Origin of the sequence: Streptomyces sp. NPDC091416 (assembly GCF_044756845.1) — a bacterium.
Classification (GTDB): domain Bacteria; phylum Actinomycetota; class Actinomycetes; order Streptomycetales; family Streptomycetaceae; genus Streptomyces.
Genome location: NZ_JBIVTU010000002.1, coordinates 637300 through 653237, shown reverse-complemented (window position 1 = coordinate 653237; position 15938 = coordinate 637300). Strand labels below are relative to the sequence as shown.

Genomic DNA, 15938 nt, shown 5'->3' with positions numbered 1-15938 from the left:
ATGACGGAGGCGGTAATGCGATCCACGGTGTCGGACAGCTCCGGGAACCCGGAGAACCGGGAGGACCCGGAGTACGGGGAGGAGAGGTACGGGGCGGTCCCGGTACGGGAATGGGTGGGCCCGGAAGGGGCGGGCCGGGTCACGGACGCCTGGGCGGCGGCGGGGGAGCGCGCCGGATCGGGCGGCCGGCCGGCGGCGGACGAGCCACGGGGGCCGGCGATGCCGGACGCGGGGCTGCCGGGCCCGTCGGACGCGGGGCCGGGCGCGCCCGGCCCCGGTCCGGCGCAGGTGCCTGTGTCCGGGCCGGACTCCGTCGTCGACCTCGTGCTCGACCTGGTGCCGGGCGAGCGTGACCGCGAACCCGGGGGCGCCGGTTTCGGGGCGACCTCGGCGTCCGTGTCGGTTCCGGCGTCGGTGGGGGCGCCGGGGGCGGGGCCGGTCATGGAGGCGACGGGGAGCGCCCCGGAGCGGGAGGCCGCACGCTCCGGCCGGATCTCCCGGCCGGACCTCGGAGCCGGCACCGCCGGACCGCCGCTGCTGCGCGATGCCGGCGCGCACGTCTCCGAACTGCTGCCCGCGCCTGCACCGGAGGTGCGTGAGGTGCGTGAGGTGCGCGGGGGGCCGGAGGTGCGCGAGGTCCCGGAAGTGCGCGAGGTCCCGGAAGTGCGCGAGGTACGTGAGACACCGGAGGTGCGCAGAGCCCCGGAGGTGCGCGAGATGCGCGGGGTCTCGGAGGTGCGTGAGGACCCTGAGATGCGCGAGATGCGCGAGATGCGCGAGGCCCCTCAGGTTCCGGAGGCCCTTGAGGTCCACGCGATCACGGAGACCCCCGGGCCCGCCGCAGCCCCCGAACTCGCCATGGCCGCCGCAGCCCCCGCAGCCCCCGAACTCGCCGTAGCCGACGAACCCGCCGCAGCCCCCGGGCTCGCCGTGGCCGACGGGCCTGCCGCAGCTCCCGGGCGGCCCGTCGCAGCCGATGACTCCGCCCCGGCCCCCGCCCCGACCCTCGCTCCGGCCTCGTCCGCCCCCGTGCTCACGGGCGAGGACACCGGCGAGATCCGTATCGACGCCCGCGTGGACACCGGCCGGCACCAGGCGGTCATCGCCAACGAGCGCACCGCCTCCATCCCCGTGCACCTGCTCTTCCGTGAGGAGCACGAGGCCGGGGCGGACGCCGCCGCGCTGCCCGCCACCGTCGTGGGCACGGCCCCCGAAGGCGAGCAGCCGGCCGGTGTCCGGCGGGCACCGGTGCCGAGGAATCCGCAGGTGCGGCCCTCGACCAGGCCCGCGCCGGATGCCGACCCGCGGCTCCACGAGCGGCCGGGGCCGTCACTGCCCGGCTGGGTCGCGGTGCTGACCGGTTTCGGCGGGATCGCCGCGACCGGCGGGATCCTGTGGTGGACCGGCGCGCTGCCGGCCCGCGTGCTGTCGCGGATCGGGGTCGGCCCCCGCCCGTACGACGGACTCGGCATCGGCACCTGGGCGGGGCTCGCGCTGCTGGTGACCTTGGTGCTCTTCGCGTTCGGCGGTCTGAGCCGGGGACGGGTCGGGTACACGTGGGTGCTCACGCTCTTCGGCAGGTACCGGGGCAGCGTGCGGCGGACGGGGCTGATGTGGGTCAGCCCGCTGCTGCTGCGCCGCCGGGTCGATGTGCGGCTGCGGCACTGGCGCAGCGAGCCGCTGCCCGCGATGGACGCCAACGGCACCGCGCTGCGGGTCGTCGTCCTCGTCGTGTGGCGGGTCAAGGACACCGTGCGGGCGACGCTGGGCATCGAGGATCACGAGGAGTACCTGCGCGAGCAGGTCGAGGCGGCCATGGCGCGGGTCCTGTCCCAGTTGCCGGCCGACGCCTTCCACGAGGACGCGCACACCCTGCGCAACGCGGAGGCGGTCGGCGACGCGCTGACCCGGATGCTGAAGGCGGACTGCGAACCGGTCGGCGTCGAGGTGTACTCCGCGCAGCCGACCGGGATCGAGTACGCCCCCGAGGTCGCGGCGGCCATGCAGCGGCGACGGATCGCGGCCATCGACGCCAAGCACCGAGACAGCGTGCTGACTTCGGTGGTGGACGCCGTGGACGACACCGTCAACCGGCTGACCGCGCGGGGCCTCGTGGAGCTCGACGACTACGAACGCAAGTCCCTGGTCAAGGACTTGACCGTGGCCTTCTACACCGGCCGCAGTGGCGGGGACAGCGCCTGAACCCCGCTGCCCGGCGCCTCGGAGGCAACCGGAATCCAGCTCTCATTGGTCTGGACATGTTCATGCTGCGTCCATAACCTAGGCCTTGGTCTAGACCGCACGACACGCGCGTAGCAGTGCTCATGGAACCTCCCCCACATCTCCGAGGAGCGGCAGCAATGCGTAAGAAGACAGGCGCGGCCCTGGTCGGCCTTGCGGTAGCGAGCGTTTCGATGTTCGCGACCGGCAGTGCCAGCAGCCACGGCTACACGGACAACCCCATCAGCCGTCAGAAGCTCTGTGCCAACGGCACGGTGACGGGCTGCGGCAACATCCAGTGGGAGCCGCAGAGCGTCGAGGGGCCCAAGGGCTTCCCGGCGGCCGGACCCGCCGACGGTGCGATCTGCTCCGGCGGACACGGCGAGTTCGCCCAGCTCGACGACCCGCGCGGCGGCAACTGGCCCGCCACGAAGGTCACGGCGGGCCAGGGCTTCAGCTTCCGCTGGCAGTTCACCGCCCGGCACGCCACCTCCGACTTCCGCTACTACATCACCAAGAACGGCTGGGACCCCACCAAGCCGCTCAAGCGGTCCGACCTGGAGGCGCAGCCCTTCATGACGGTGCCGTACAACAACCAGCAGCCCCCGGCGACCCTGACCCAGCAGGGCACCATCCCCACCCAGAAGACCGGGAAGCACATCATCCTGAGCGTCTGGAACATCGCCGACACGGCCAACGCGTTCTACGCCTGCTCGGATGTTCAGTTCTGACGCCTGGTCGGTTACCGTGCGGCGCCATGGGGAGCGCAGGCACCGTCGCGGAGCTCGTTCAGCGCCAATGGGGCGACCATCGGCCCGGGTTGAGACATGAGGCCACCGTCCTCACTCATCACCAGGTCGCCTCGGGAGCCGCTGCGCGAGCCGCGCTCCTGGCGGAACTGCTGCCGGCCGGCAGCGAACCGCACCTCGGGGTGCTGCTCGACAACACCCCTGAATTCCCGCTGTGGTTGAGCGCGGCGGCCCTGGCCGGGGCCGCCGTCGCGGGCATCAACCCCACCCGCCGCGGCGCCGAACTGGCCCGCGACATCCTGCACACCGAATGCCGGGTGCTGATCACCGAGCGCGCCCATCTGCCGCTGCTCGACGGCCTCGCGCTGCCGGGTGTGCGCGTCCTGGTCACCGACACCGACGCGTACGCCGCGCTCCTCGCCCCCTACGCCGGGGCGCGGCCGGGCGACACCGTCCTGAAGCGGCCGGCCCCCGCGACCAGGATGCTCCTGTACTTCACCTCGGGGTCCACCGGTGCGCCCAAGGCCGCGATCTGTACCCAGGGGCGGCTGGCGGCGGCGGGGCGCTCGCTCGTCGACCACTTCGCGATCAGGCGCCAGGACGTCCACTACATCTGCATGCCGATGTTCCACGGCAACGCGGTGATCGCCGACTGGGCGCCCGCCCTGTCCGCCGGAGCCTGTGTCGCTCTGCGCCGCCGCTTCTCCGCGTCCGGCTTCCTCGACGACGTACGCGCGCACGGCGCCACGTACTTCACGTATGTCGGCCGTGCCGTGCAGTACCTGCTGGCCACCCCCGAGCGCCCCGACGACCGCGAGCACCCGCTGCGGCTCGGCTTCGGTACCGAGGCCGGCGCCGTGGATGCGGCGCGGTTCCGGGAGCGGTTCGGGGTGCGCCTGGTCGAGGGCTACGGCTCCTCGGAGGGCGGGGCGGCGATCCAGCGGACGCCGGACACCCCGCCGGGAGCGATCGGCCGGGCGTCGGACCGCGACGACCTCGCGGTCGTCGACCCCGAGACCGGCCGCGAGCGCGTCGCCGCGGTCTTCGGCCCGGGCGGCACCCTGGCCAACGGGGCGGCCGCCATAGGCGAGTTGGTCAACCGCGGCCGCACCCCGTTCGAGGGGTACTGGCGCAACGAGACGGCGGACGCCGCCCGGGTGCGCAACGGCTGGTACTGGACCGGAGACCTCTTCTTCCGCGACGCCGACGGCTTCCTGTACTTCGCCGGCCGTACGGAGGACCGGCTGCGGGTCGACAGCGAGAACCTGGCCGCCGCGATGATCGAGAACATCCTGGCCCGCTGGACCGACGCGGCGGCCGTCGCCGTCTACGCGGTGCCGGACCCGGTCGCGGGGGACCAGGTCATGGCGGCGCTGGCACTGCGCGACGGGGCGCGGTTCGATCCGGAGGCGTTCGCCGCCTTCCTCCGCGACCAGCCCGACCTCGGGACGAAGATGGCCCCCCGGTTCGTGCGCGTCGTCCGGTCGATGCCGGTCACCGCGACGAACAAGGTGCATCGGGTCGGGCTGCGCCGAGAGGGGTTCTGGTCCGGCGGGCCGCTGTGGTGGAACGGGGGCGGTGGCGCGTACGTACCGTTCGGAGACGTACAACTCACCTCGTTGGTGCGGGAGTACGAGGAGCACGGGCGTCATGACCTGCTGTCCTCACAGGGCGGAGGGCTCTGAGGCGGCGGCCGTCCGGCGCAGACGCGTCACGGCCAGCACGGCCCCCGCCAGCAGGAGCAGCCCGCCGGCCACGGAGGCGTACTGCATGCTGTGCACGAAGGCGTCCCGCCCGATCGCGACCAGTGAGCCGTCACCGGTGGACAGCGCCCCCGGCAGTGTTCTGCGGGCCACTTCCGGGGCCGCGTCCGGCATGTCCGCGGTGTACACGGCGGTCGCCACCGCGCCCAGCAGCGCCATCCCCAGCGCGCCACCGAACTCCTGCCCCGTCTCCAGCAGCGAGGCCGCCGAGCCCGCCTTCTCCGGCGGGCTGGTGGACAGGGCCAGGTCGGAGACGAGCGCCATCACGGTGACGATCCCGCAGCTCATCACGGCCGAGCCGATGAGCAGGATCGCCAGGGAGTCCGTGCCCGACAGGGCGAGGACACCGAATCCGGCGGCGGCGATGACGAAGCCGGCGCAGATCACCCGGGCGTGCTCGGTCCGCTGGGCGATCGCGGTGGCCGCGGGCGCCGCCGCGCCGACGGCCAGGGACGGGGCCAGGCTCCACAGCGCGGCCTCCATCGTGCTCATCCCGAGCACGGACTGCAGGTACTGCGTGGTGAAGAAGGAGGCACCCATCATGGCGAACGCGGCCAGTGCGTTCAGCCCGATCCCGGCGGCGAAGTTCCGGTCACGGAACAGTTCCCGGCTGATCAGGGCGTCGGTGCGGGAGCGCTGACGCCGGACGAAGACCCGTCCGACAGCGAGCCCGGCGGCGATGACCAGCCCGTTGCGCAGGTCCATCCCCTCGGCGGCGGTCTCCTTGACCCCGTAGACGACCGGCAGGACGGAGCCCATGGACAGCGGCACGCTCAGGAAGTCGAAGCGGCCCGGGTCCGGGTCCTTGAACTCCGGCACCAGGACCGGCACGAGGATCAGGAGCAGCACCATCGCGGGCACGTTGACCAGGAAGACCGATCCCCACCAGAAGTGCTCCAGCATGACGCCGCTGAGTACCGAGCCCAGCGCGATCCCGCCCGCCATGGCGCCGGACCAGATGCCGATGGCCCGGCCGCGCTGCCTGCCGTCGCGGAACATGTTCCGCACCAGGCCCATGGTCGACGGCATCAGGGTCGCCCCGCCGATCCCGAGCAGCGCGCGGGCCGCGATGAGCATCTCCGGGCTGGTGGCGTAGGCGGCGCCGACCGAAGCCGTGCTGAAGGCGGCCGCGCCGAACATCAGCAGCTTGCGCCGGCCGATCCGGTCACCGAGCGAGCCCATCGTGATGAGGAGACCGGCGAGCGCGAAGGCGTAGACGTCGAAGATCCAGAGCTGCTGGGTGGCGCTGGGTGCGAGGTCCCGGTCGATGGACGGGATCGCGAAGAAGAGGACGGACACGTCCATCGAGACGAGGAGGAGAGGCAGGAGCAGGACCACGAAGGCGGTCCACTCCCGGCGGCCGGCGAGGTCGCCGGGACGGGCTTCGGTGCTCGGTGGGTTCGTCATGCCAGGGAATATACGAGCGTTTAAAACATGTGTCTAGTACGGCTGTGTAAAACGCTCGTATATGGCGGCGGGCAGCGCAAAACACACGAGGCGGTCTCCGTTGAACGGAGACCGCCTCGTGTGTTGTCTGTGCGCCGCCAGGGACTCGAACCCCGGACCCGCTGATTAAGAGTCAGCTGCTCTAACCAACTGAGCTAGCGGCGCTTGCTGACTCGAAAATAATACCTGGTCTCCAGGGGTGCTGATGACACGCGTCCGAGACCCCGGTGACCTGCGCATTCGCGATCCTGGGTGCCTCGTGGTGCCAAGTTCGGCACCGTGAGGTGCCATATGACCTCGCGATGGTGTCGCGCGTGTGCCATTATGGCATCACTGCGAACGAGTCCGCGGTCCTGCGGGGCGAAGGGCTCTCGCTTCAGGTGCGGGTGGACTGTCAAGGGGGATGCGTCATGCAGGCAATGCAGCAGCAGCGGCAGTCGGCGGCACCTGGCGCCCTCGCCGCCTTCGCCCGCTTCGTGCTCTGCGGTGGCGGCGTCGGGGTCGCTTCCAGCTTCGCCGTGGCGGGTCTCTCCTCCTGGATGCCCTGGGCCCTGGCCAACGCCCTGATCACCGTGGTGTCCACACTCCTGGCCACCGAGCTGCACGCCCGCTTCACCTTCGGTGCGGGCGGCCGTGCGACCTGGCGGCAGCATGGGCAGTCGGCCGGATCGGCGGCGGCGGCCTACGGGGTGACCTGCGTGGCGATGTTCGCGCTCCAGCGGTTCGTGGAGGCGCCGGGGGCGGTGGTCGAGCAGGTCGTCTACCTGTCCGCCTCGGCGCTCGCCGGTGTCGCGCGGTTCGCGGTGCTGCGCCTTGTGGTCTTCGCGCGGAACCGTTCGGAGGGCGCGGCCACCGCCCGTCCCGTGTGCGCGGCGGAGGGCCACGTCCTGACCCCGGCCGGCGCCGCGGGGTTCTGCCGGGCCGCCTGACGTCGAGCACCGTCGAGCCCTCCGCTCCTCAAGGAAAGTCATTTTCTTTCGTAAGTGATCTTTCTTTTTGCGTAGAGCTTTGTAGGGTGGGCCCGTGACGAAACGACGACTCTCCCAGGTGGCCGAGTTCGCGGGTGTCAGCCAGGCGACGGTCAGCCGCGTCCTCAACGGCAGCCCGGACGTGGCGAGCGCGACGCGCGACGCGGTGCTGAGCGCGCTGGACGTGTGCGGCATCGAACGACCGCTGCGCTACCGCTCGCCGCGTGCGGCGCTGATCGGCCTGGTCGTGCCCGATCTGCAGAACCCGGTCTTCTCCGCGTTCGCCGAGGCCCTGTGCGGGCTGCTCAACAAGCGCGGGCTGATACCCGTGCTGTGCACCCGCACAGCCGACGGCGTCTCCGAGGCGCACTACATCGAGATGCTGCTGGACCAGAACATCGGCGGCATCGTCTTCATCGGCGCAAGCTACGCCGACGCGGGCCCCGAGCACGGCCGGGCGCTGCGGGAGCGCAAGGTGCCGATGGTGCTGCTCAACGCGGCGGACGAGAACCTGGGTGTGGCTCAGGTCCGGGTGGATGACGCCCTGGCCGCCGAACAGGCGCTGACTCATCTGGCCGCGCTGGGGCACGAGCGGATCGGGATGATCCTCGGGCCGCTCGGGCACGTCCCGTCGGCCCGGAAGCTGGCCGGGTTCGCGGGCTTCTGCAGCCGGCGGGGGGTGGCGCCGGACGACTGGCGGCGGCTGGTGGCGCATGCGCTGTTCACGATGGAGGGCGGCGCCACCGCGCTGCCCCGGCTGCTGGCCGAAGGGGTCACCGGAATCGTTTGCGCAAGCGACGCGCTGGCGCTCGGTGCGGTCCGGGGCGCCCGCAGACAAGGGCTCTCGGTGCCGAAGGACCTCTCGGTCGTCGGCTTCGACGACTCCCCGTTCATGGTGGCCACCGAGCCCCCGCTGACCACGGCCAGGCAGCCCGTCCAGGCCATGGCGGCGGCCGCGGTCGCCGCGCTCGTGGCGCAGATCGACGGCCATGCCAGTGCAAACGACCTGATGATGTTCGACACCGAACTGATCGTCCGCGGCTCGACCGCGGCACGCCCCCGCTGAGCACGGCGGCGTTACCGCCCGAGGTCAAGAAGATTACTTTCTTGCGTTGATGCATTGACTTCTTGCGTAACCGGCTTCTACCTTCAGCGCAGCTCAACGCGCTCGGGGTCCGACAGCCCCGCACCCAGGAAGGCACGATTCGCATGGATGGCTCGTCCGGCATCAGCAGACGTCAGCTTCTCGGCTCGGCGACGGCCGTCGCCCTGTCCCTCGCTCTCACCGCCTGCGGTGGATCACCCTCCTCGTCCTCCGGCGTGGACAAGAACGGCGTGGTGACGATCAGCGTCAACGGCATGCCGGCCAAGACCCAGCCGGTCGACCGCAAGAACTTCATGGAGGACGTGAAGGCCTTCGAGAAGAGCCACCCGAAGATCAGGATCGACGCCCGCGAGGGCCAGATGGATCCGAAGACCTTCGCCGCGAAGCTCGCGGGCGGCCAGCTGGAGGACGTCTACTACGTCTACTTCACCGACCCCGCCGGGCTGATCCAGCGCCGCCAGGGCGCCGACATCAGCGCGTACGTCGCCGACGTGCCGTTCTCCAAGGACATCGACCCGGCCCTGCTGAAGGTCTTCAAGGACGCCGACGGCAAGACGTACGGACTGCCCACCGGCAACTACTCGCTCGGGCTGCTCTACAACCGCGCCCTGTTCAAGAAGGCCGGCCTCGACCCCGACAAGCCGCCGACCACCTGGGAAGAGGTCCGCACCGCCGCCAGGAGGATCAGCGCGCTGGGCGACGGCACGGTCGGATACGCCGACTACAGCAAGAACAACCAGGGCGGCTGGCACCTCACCTCATGGATCTACTCCATGGGCGGCGACGTCGCGACGCGGCAGAACGGCAAGTGGAAGGCCGCTTTCGACAGCGACGCCGGACACAAGGCCCTCCAGGCGCTGCACGACATGCGATGGACCGACAACAGCATGGGCACCCGCCAGCTGCTGGAGATAGCCGACGTCCAGAAGATGATGGGCTCCGGAAAGCTCGGGATGTACATGGCTGGACCGGACAACATCCCCACCATCGTCAAGCAGTTCGAGCGCAGCTACGAGGACTACGGCCTGGCCGCCATGCCCGGCACGGCGACGCTCGGCGGCGGCGACGGGTTCATGTTCAACCCGAAGGCCTCCCCGGAGAAGATCAAGGCCGGTCTGACCTGGGTGCAGTGGAAGTACCTGCGCAGCCCCGAGCGCGAGGCCGTCGACAGCAAGCGCGCCAAGACGGACGGCGTGCCGATCGGGCTCCCGCAGCCCCGGCTGTTCGCAGGCGACACCCAGGCCGAGATCGACCGGATCCACGCCCAGTACGCCAACACCCCGGTGAAGAACTACCAGCCCTTCGTCGACCGCAACGCCCAGGTGGAGACCAAGGTCGAGCCGCCCAACGCCCAGCAGCTCTACACCGTGCTCGACGGCGTCATGCAGTCAGTGCTGACCAAGAAGGACGCCGACATCGACCAGCTCCTGGCGGACGCGGCGAAGAAGGCCGACACCATTCTCGCCACGGTGAAGTGACGATGACCGTGCCGCCGCTCACCACCGCCGTGGCGAAGAGCACCGGACGGGAGCAGGGGGACCCGGCCGGTGCCGGGCCCCCGGCCCCGCCCCGTACCACCGTGGCCCCCCGGCCCGGCAACTCCCGGCTGCGCCGGGCGGTCCGCGAGAACCTCGTCGCGTACCTCTTCCTCGCCGCCGGAATCCTCTGCTTCGCCCTGTTCTCCTGGTACCCGATCGTCCACGGCTTCGTGCTCGGCTTCCAGCAGGTCACCTTCGCCGAGCCCGCCCAGTGGGTCGGTCTGGACAACTTCCAGCGGCTGTTCGACGATCCCGCCTTCCTCACCGCCTGGAAGAACACCGGCTACTTCACCCTGCTCGCCCTCGTCTTCGGCTTCGCGGCCCCGCTCGCCACCGCCGTCGTCCTGAACGAGCTGCGGCACGGCCGTTCGTACCTGCGGATGACGGTCTATCTGCCCGTCATGCTGCCGTCCATCGTCACCATGCTGCTGTGGCGCTGGTTCTACGACCCGGGTCCCGGGCTGTTCAACAACGCCCTGGAGGTCCTCCACCTCCCCGCCCAGCAGTGGCTGGAGTCGGAGAACCTCGCCATGGTGTCCCTGGTCCTCGTCTCCACCTGGGCCAACATGGGCACCACCACCCTCATCTACCTGGCCGCGCTCGGCGGTATCCCCGGCGAGCTGTACGAGGCGGCGGAACTGGACGGGGCGTCCATCCGGCAGCGGCTGTGGCACGTCACCATCCCGCAGATGCGCTTCATCCTGATGATCACGCTGCTGCTCCAGGTCATCGGCACCATGCAGGTCTTCGTCGAGCCCTTCGTGCTCACCGGCGGCGGCCCCGACGACGCCACCGTCACCGTGCTCCTGCTGCTCTACCGCTACGCCTTCGTCTACAACGACTTCGGCCTGGCCAGCGCCATGAGCACGCTCCTGTTCGTGGTGCTCGGACTCTTCGCGGGCGTCTACCTGCGCCTGACCCGGACCAAGGGCTGAGAGGAACCCCATGCCGGCCGAAACCCCCGCACGCACGCTGATCGCACCCACCGAGATGAACCGCCGCACCGGCCGGTTCCTCTACCGCTTCGTGCTGGTCCTGACACTGATCGGCTTCACGCTGGCCTTCGTCTTCCCGCTGTACTGGATGGCGACCGGCGCGATGAAGTCGTCCGCCGAACTCGCCGACTCCACCCCCACGCTGCTTCCCCGGAGCTGGCACCCCGAGAGCTACTCCGACGCCTGGACCAACGTCGGGCTCGGACACTACTTCCTGAACACCCTGATCCTGGCCCTCGGCGCCTGGCTCACCCAGCTGCTGGTCGACGTCTCCGCCGCGTACGCGCTGTCCAAACTGCGGCCGGTGCTGGGCAACGTGGTCCTCGGCATGATGCTGGCGTCCCTGATGCTGCCGGTGTCGGCGCTGCTCGTGCCGATGTACCTGACCGTCGTCGACGTCCCGCTCTTCCACGTCAACCTGATCAACACGCCGTTCGCGATCTGGCTGCCCGCCGCCGCCAACGCCTTCAACATCTTCATCCTGAAACGGTTCTTCGACCAGATTCCCGCCGAACTCCTCGACTCCGCCCGGATCGACGGCGCCGGCACGCTCAGGGTCCTGGTCTCCGTGGTGCTGCCGCTGTCACGCCCGGTCCTCGCCGTCGTCTCGATCTTCGCGGTCGTCGCCGTCTGGAAGGACTTCCTCTGGCCGATGCTCGTCCTCCCCGACGAGGCCAGGCAGCCGATCACCGTGGCCCTCAACCGGCTGTCGGAGTTCATGCCCGCCAACCAGCTGCTGGCCGGCATGGCCATGGCCGCCGCGCCGCTGCTCGTCCTCTTCCTGATCTTCCAGCGTCACATCATCGCGGGCCTCACCGCGGGCAGCCTCAAGGGCTGACCCCGGGCCCCGCCCGGTGCCTCGGCACCACCCCGGGATTCCCCCACACAGGAAGGACACACCACCGTGTCTCCTGCACCAAGAAAGCGCTCCCACGCCCTGCGGACCGTACTGCCGCTGCTCCTGTCGATGCTCGGAGCCCTGCTGTACGGGGCCACGGCGACCGCGCAGGCCGCCGGTTCCGTACTCGAAGCCGAGTCCGCGCAGCTGTCCGGAGGAGCCGCCGTCTCCACCGAGCACCCCGGCTACACCGGCAGCGGCTTCGTCGGCGGCTTCACCGACGCCAACAAGGGCGCCGCGTCCGTGGCGTTCGCCGTGCACTCCGAAGCGGCCGGCGCCGGGTCCATCGCCCTCCGGTACGCCAACGGCACCACCGCCACGATGACGCTCAGCCTGTACGTCAACGGCGACCGGATCCGCCAGGTGAGCCTCCCCGCCACCACCAACTGGGACACCTGGGCCACCCATGAGGAAGCGGTCGGCTACCGGGCCGGGGACAACACCGTCACCTGGACGTTCACCACGTCCGACAGCGGCAACGTCAACCTCGACAACGCCACCCCGGCCACCCCCACCACCCCGACCGACCCGGGGCCCACCACCCTGACCCACCAGGCCGAGGACGCCTTCTTCTCCGGCGGAGCCACGAAGGCCACCACCGCCACCGGCTACGAGGGCAGCGCCTACCTCTCCGGCCTCACCGCCACCGGAGCCCGCACGGTCTTCTCCGTCGACGCCCCCGGCGCCGCCTCCTACCCGCTGACCGTCCGCTACCGCACCCCGGGCACGGCCGCGGCCACCACCACCCTGCAGGCCAACGGCACCACCGTCCGCCGGCTCACCCTGCCCGGCACCGGCGGCGCCTGGGCCACCGCCGCCACCGACGTCCCGCTGCGCGCGGCGCTCAACACCCTCACCCTGCGCACCGCGGCCGGCGACAACGGCGACTACCAGCTCGACGGCATCGCCGTCACCGGCTCCACCCCCTCCGCAACCCGTGGCGCGACCCTCCCGTACACCACCTACGAGGCCGAGGACGGCACCACCAACGCCACCACCACCGGCCCCGACCGCACCTACCTCTCCGTGCCGTCCGAGGCATCGGGCCGCAGGGCCGTCGTCCTCGACAGCGCCGGCGAGTACGTGCAGTTCACCCTGACGAAGCCGGCCAACGCGCTGACCCTGCGCTACTCCCTGCCGGACAACGCGGCCGGAACCGGCACCGACGCCACGCTCAGCGTCTACGCCGACGGCACCGCGCTCAAGGACCTTCCGCTCAGCTCCCGGTACAGCTGGGTCTACGGCGGCTACCCCTACACCAACGACCCCTCCCAGGGCTCCGGCCACCACTTCTTCGACGAGACCCGCACCCTGCTCGGCAAGGAGCTTCCCGCCGGCACCGTGCTCAAGTTCCAGAAGGACTCCGGCGAGACCGCCGCCTCCTACACCCTGGACCTCGTCGAGACCGAGACCGCACCGGCCGCGCTCACCGTGCCCGCCACCGGATTCGTCTCCGCCACCACCCTCGGCGTCACCCCGGACGACTCCACGGACGACACCGCCGCCCTCAACGCGGCGCTCTCCACCGCCACGTCGCAGGGCAAGGGGCTCTGGCTTCCCTCCGGCACGTACGACATCTCCGGGCACATCGACCTCACCGGGGCCGACCTGCGCGGCGCCGGCCAGTGGTACACCGTGCTGCGCGGCAAGAACGGCAAGGGCGGCCTCTTCGGCCGCGGCGGCACCAGCAACGTCCAGGACCTGATGATCGCCGGTGACGTCTCCTACCGGGACGACGCCAACTTCGACGCCGGGATCGAGGGCGACTTCGGCAACGGCTCCACCCTCCAGAACATCTGGATCGAACACACCAAGGTCGGCCTCTGGACCGACGCCCCGACCACCGGCCTCCTCGCCACCGGACTGCGCATCCGCGACACCTTCGCGGACGGCGTCAACCTCCACAAGGGCACCGCGGGAAGCGAGGTCTCGCAGTCCAGCATCCGCAACACCGGCGACGACGGACTCGCGATGTTCTCCGAGGGCCTGGCCGTCACCGACTGCGCGTTCCGCTTCAACACCGTGCAGCTTCCGCTGCTCGCCAACACGGTCGGCATCTACGGCGGCCACGCCAACCGGGTCGAGGACAACCTCCTCGCCGACACGGTCACCGGCTCCTCCGGCATCGCGATCAGCAGCCGGTTCGCCCCCGTGCCGTTCAGCGGCACGACCTCCGTGCTGCGCAACACCCTGACCCGTACCGGTGGCTACGAGCCCAACTGGCAGAGCAGGCTCGGCGCGCTCTGGATCTACGCCGACTCCTCCGACATCACCGCACCCGTGCTCCTGAAGGACAACGACGTCCTCGACAGCACCTACAGCGGCCTCCTCGTCAGCTGGCAGAAGAACGTCAGCGCCCTGACCGTCGACGGGCTGAAGGTCGACCGGGCCGGCTCGTACGGCATCGAGATCGACTCCGCGGGAGCCGGAACCTTCTCCGGCGTCACCGTCAGCGGCGCCACCGACGGCGGGCTCTCTGCGGCAGGCGGCTTCACGATCACCCGAGGCACCGGCAACACCGGCTGGTAGCCCGTCCGGTGCGGGCGGCCGTCCCCGACGGCGGCCGCCCGCACCACCCCTTTACCGAGCAAGGAGTCTCAGTGACCCACTGGTGGCGGCACGCCGCGATCTACCAGATCTACGTACGCAGCTTCGCGGACGGCAACGGGGACGGCACCGGCGACCTCGCCGGGGTCCGCAGCCGACTGCCGTATCTGCGGGAACTCGGCGTGGACGCCCTGTGGTTCAACCCCTGGTACGCCTCGCCGATGGCCGACGGAGGCTACGACGTGGCCGACTACCGCGACATCGACCCGCTCTTCGGCACCCTCGCCGAGGCCGAGCAGCTGATCACCGAGGCGCACGGTCACGGACTGCGGGTACTCGTCGACCTGGTCCCCAACCACTGCTCCGACCAGCACACATGGTTCCGGGACGCGCTCGGCGCCGGGCCCGGATCGCCGGAACGCGAACGCTTCTGGTTCGTCCAGGGCCGGGGCGGGAGCGGCGAACTGCCGCCCAACGACTGGGTCTCCTACTTCGGCGGCAGCGCCTGGACCCGGATCACCGAGGCGGACGGCAGTGCGGGGCCCTGGTACCTGCACATGTTCGCCCCCGAGCAGCCCGATCTGAACTGGGAACACCCTGAGGTGCGGGCCGAGTTCGAGGACATCCTGCGGTTCTGGCTGGACCGGGGCGTCGACGGGTTCCGGATCGACGTCGCGCACGGACTGGCCAAGAAGCCCGGACTCCCGGACGTCGGCCCCGACCCCGACATCACCGACCTTCCGTACCAGGACTGCGACGCCGTCCACGACATCTACCGCTCCTGGCGCAAGATCCTCGACTCCTACGACGGCGACCGGACGTTCGTCGGCGAGGTCTGGCTGCCGGCCGCCGAGCAGACGGCCCGCTACCTGCGCCCCGACGAGCTGCACTCCGCGTTCAACTTCGACTTCCTGTGCTGCCCGTGGGACGCGGCCGCGCTGCGCGGGGTCATCGACTCCACGTTCGCGGGGCACGCACCGGTCGGCGCGCCCCCGACCTGGGTGCTGTCCAACCACGACACGATCCGCCACGTCACGCGGTACGGGCGCGAGGACACGTCGTTCGACATGGGCGACAAGCGGCTGCTCGACCCGAGCGACGCCGTGCTCGGCCGGCGCCGGGCACGGGCGGCGGCGCTGCTGACGCTGTCCCTGCCGGGCGGGGTGTACGTGTACCAGGGCGACGAGCTCGGGCTGCCGGAGGTGCAGGACCTGCCGGACGCGCTGATCCAGGACCCGACGTTCGTCCGGTCCGGGGGCGCGGACCGGGGCCGCGACGGGTGCCGCATCCCGCTGCCGTGGCAGTCCGGCGGGCCGTCGCTCGGCTTCTCCCCGGCGGGCGCCGACGCGACGTGGCTGCCGCAGCCGGGGGACTGGGCGGCGCTGAGCGTGGCGGCCCAGCAGGAGGACCCCGGCTCCGGCCTCGCCCTCTACCGGTCCGCGCTGGCCCTGCGCCGCGAGCGGCTGACCGTGCTCCCGGAGGCCCTGACCTGGGTGGACGCGGGCCCGGACACGATCTGCTTCGACCGTGGCGGATCGTTCCGCTGCCTGGTCAACCTGGGGGATCCGGTGACGCTTCCGCCGGATGCGAGGGTGCTGCTGGCCAGCGCGGAGCTGGACGAGCCGGGGGTACTGCCGCGCGACACGGCGGTGTGGCTGGAGCGGTAGCCGCCGCCCCGGCCACTTCGAGCCCGTCCGGCGATGGAGGAC

11 protein-coding genes and 1 tRNA gene are annotated in these 15938 nt (G+C 71.0%); 10 read left to right on the top strand and 2 right to left on the bottom strand.

Features of this window, described 5'->3' with window-relative positions:
• Nucleotides 1-15: 15 nt before the first annotated feature.
• The 3 genes from ACIQMX_RS09770 (at nucleotide 16) to ACIQMX_RS09760 (ending at nucleotide 4654) form a co-directional block, all read left to right on the top strand.
• Nucleotides 16-2202, top strand: coding sequence for an SPFH domain-containing protein (locus tag ACIQMX_RS09770; protein WP_402476141.1), 2187 nt, complete (start codon nucleotides 16-18; stop codon nucleotides 2200-2202).
• Between the two features lie 158 nt (nucleotides 2203-2360).
• Nucleotides 2361-2951, top strand: a complete 591-nt coding sequence (locus tag ACIQMX_RS09765; RefSeq protein WP_363068355.1) for a lytic polysaccharide monooxygenase auxiliary activity family 9 protein — start codon at nucleotides 2361-2363, stop codon at nucleotides 2949-2951.
• A gap of 26 nt (nucleotides 2952-2977) precedes the next feature.
• Nucleotides 2978-4654 carry an AMP-binding protein gene (locus ACIQMX_RS09760; protein ID WP_402476138.1) on the top strand — a complete coding sequence of 559 codons (1677 nt, stop codon included), beginning with the start codon at nucleotides 2978-2980 and terminating at the stop codon, nucleotides 4652-4654.
• Here ACIQMX_RS09760 and ACIQMX_RS09755 read toward each other — a convergent pair.
• Nucleotides 4634-6139 (bottom strand): MFS transporter, encoded by a 1506-nt coding sequence (locus tag ACIQMX_RS09755; RefSeq protein ID WP_402476134.1) that lies wholly within the window; start codon nucleotides 6137-6139, stop codon nucleotides 4634-4636. The two genes, ACIQMX_RS09760 and ACIQMX_RS09755, sit on opposite strands and share 21 nt — an antisense overlap.
• Before the next feature lie 130 nt (nucleotides 6140-6269).
• Nucleotides 6270-6343: transfer RNA gene (locus tag ACIQMX_RS09750), tRNA-Lys, on the bottom strand.
• A 245-nt stretch (nucleotides 6344-6588) separates the two neighbouring features.
• On the opposite strand from ACIQMX_RS09750, the gene ACIQMX_RS09745 reads away from it, so the two are divergent.
• The 7 genes from ACIQMX_RS09745 to ACIQMX_RS09715 all read left to right on the top strand — a co-directional run bounded on the left by ACIQMX_RS09745 (nucleotide 6589) and on the right by ACIQMX_RS09715 (nucleotide 15896).
• A complete protein-coding gene (locus ACIQMX_RS09745) occupies nucleotides 6589-7107 on the top strand; it encodes a hypothetical protein (RefSeq protein ID WP_402476131.1) in 519 nt (172 codons plus the stop codon).
• 94 nt (nucleotides 7108-7201) lie between these two features.
• Nucleotides 7202-8212: a LacI family DNA-binding transcriptional regulator gene (locus tag ACIQMX_RS09740; RefSeq protein ID WP_402476128.1), complete on the top strand. Its 1011-nt coding sequence runs from the start codon at nucleotides 7202-7204 to the stop codon at nucleotides 8210-8212.
• A 143-nt stretch (nucleotides 8213-8355) separates the two neighbouring features.
• Entirely contained in the window at nucleotides 8356-9729 is a 1374-nt protein-coding gene (locus ACIQMX_RS09735; protein WP_402476125.1) for an extracellular solute-binding protein, read from the top strand.
• Nucleotides 9726-10724: a carbohydrate ABC transporter permease gene (locus tag ACIQMX_RS09730; RefSeq protein ID WP_402476122.1), complete on the top strand. Its 999-nt coding sequence runs from the start codon at nucleotides 9726-9728 to the stop codon at nucleotides 10722-10724. The genes ACIQMX_RS09735 and ACIQMX_RS09730 overlap by 4 nt, the downstream gene beginning before the upstream one ends.
• 10 nt (nucleotides 10725-10734) lie before the next feature.
• Nucleotides 10735-11622, top strand: coding sequence for a carbohydrate ABC transporter permease (locus tag ACIQMX_RS09725; RefSeq protein WP_363068365.1), 888 nt, complete (start codon nucleotides 10735-10737; stop codon nucleotides 11620-11622).
• Nucleotides 11623-11688: 66 nt separating this feature from the next.
• A complete protein-coding gene (locus ACIQMX_RS09720; protein ID WP_402476118.1) occupies nucleotides 11689-14211 on the top strand; it encodes a CBM35 domain-containing protein in 2523 nt (840 codons plus the stop codon).
• A 71-nt stretch (nucleotides 14212-14282) separates the two neighbouring features.
• The gene (locus ACIQMX_RS09715) at nucleotides 14283-15896 is read left to right on the top strand and encodes a glycoside hydrolase family 13 protein (protein WP_402476116.1); all 1614 of its coding nucleotides are present in this window, start codon (nucleotides 14283-14285) and stop codon (nucleotides 15894-15896) included.
• Nucleotides 15897-15938 lie beyond the last annotated feature (42 nt).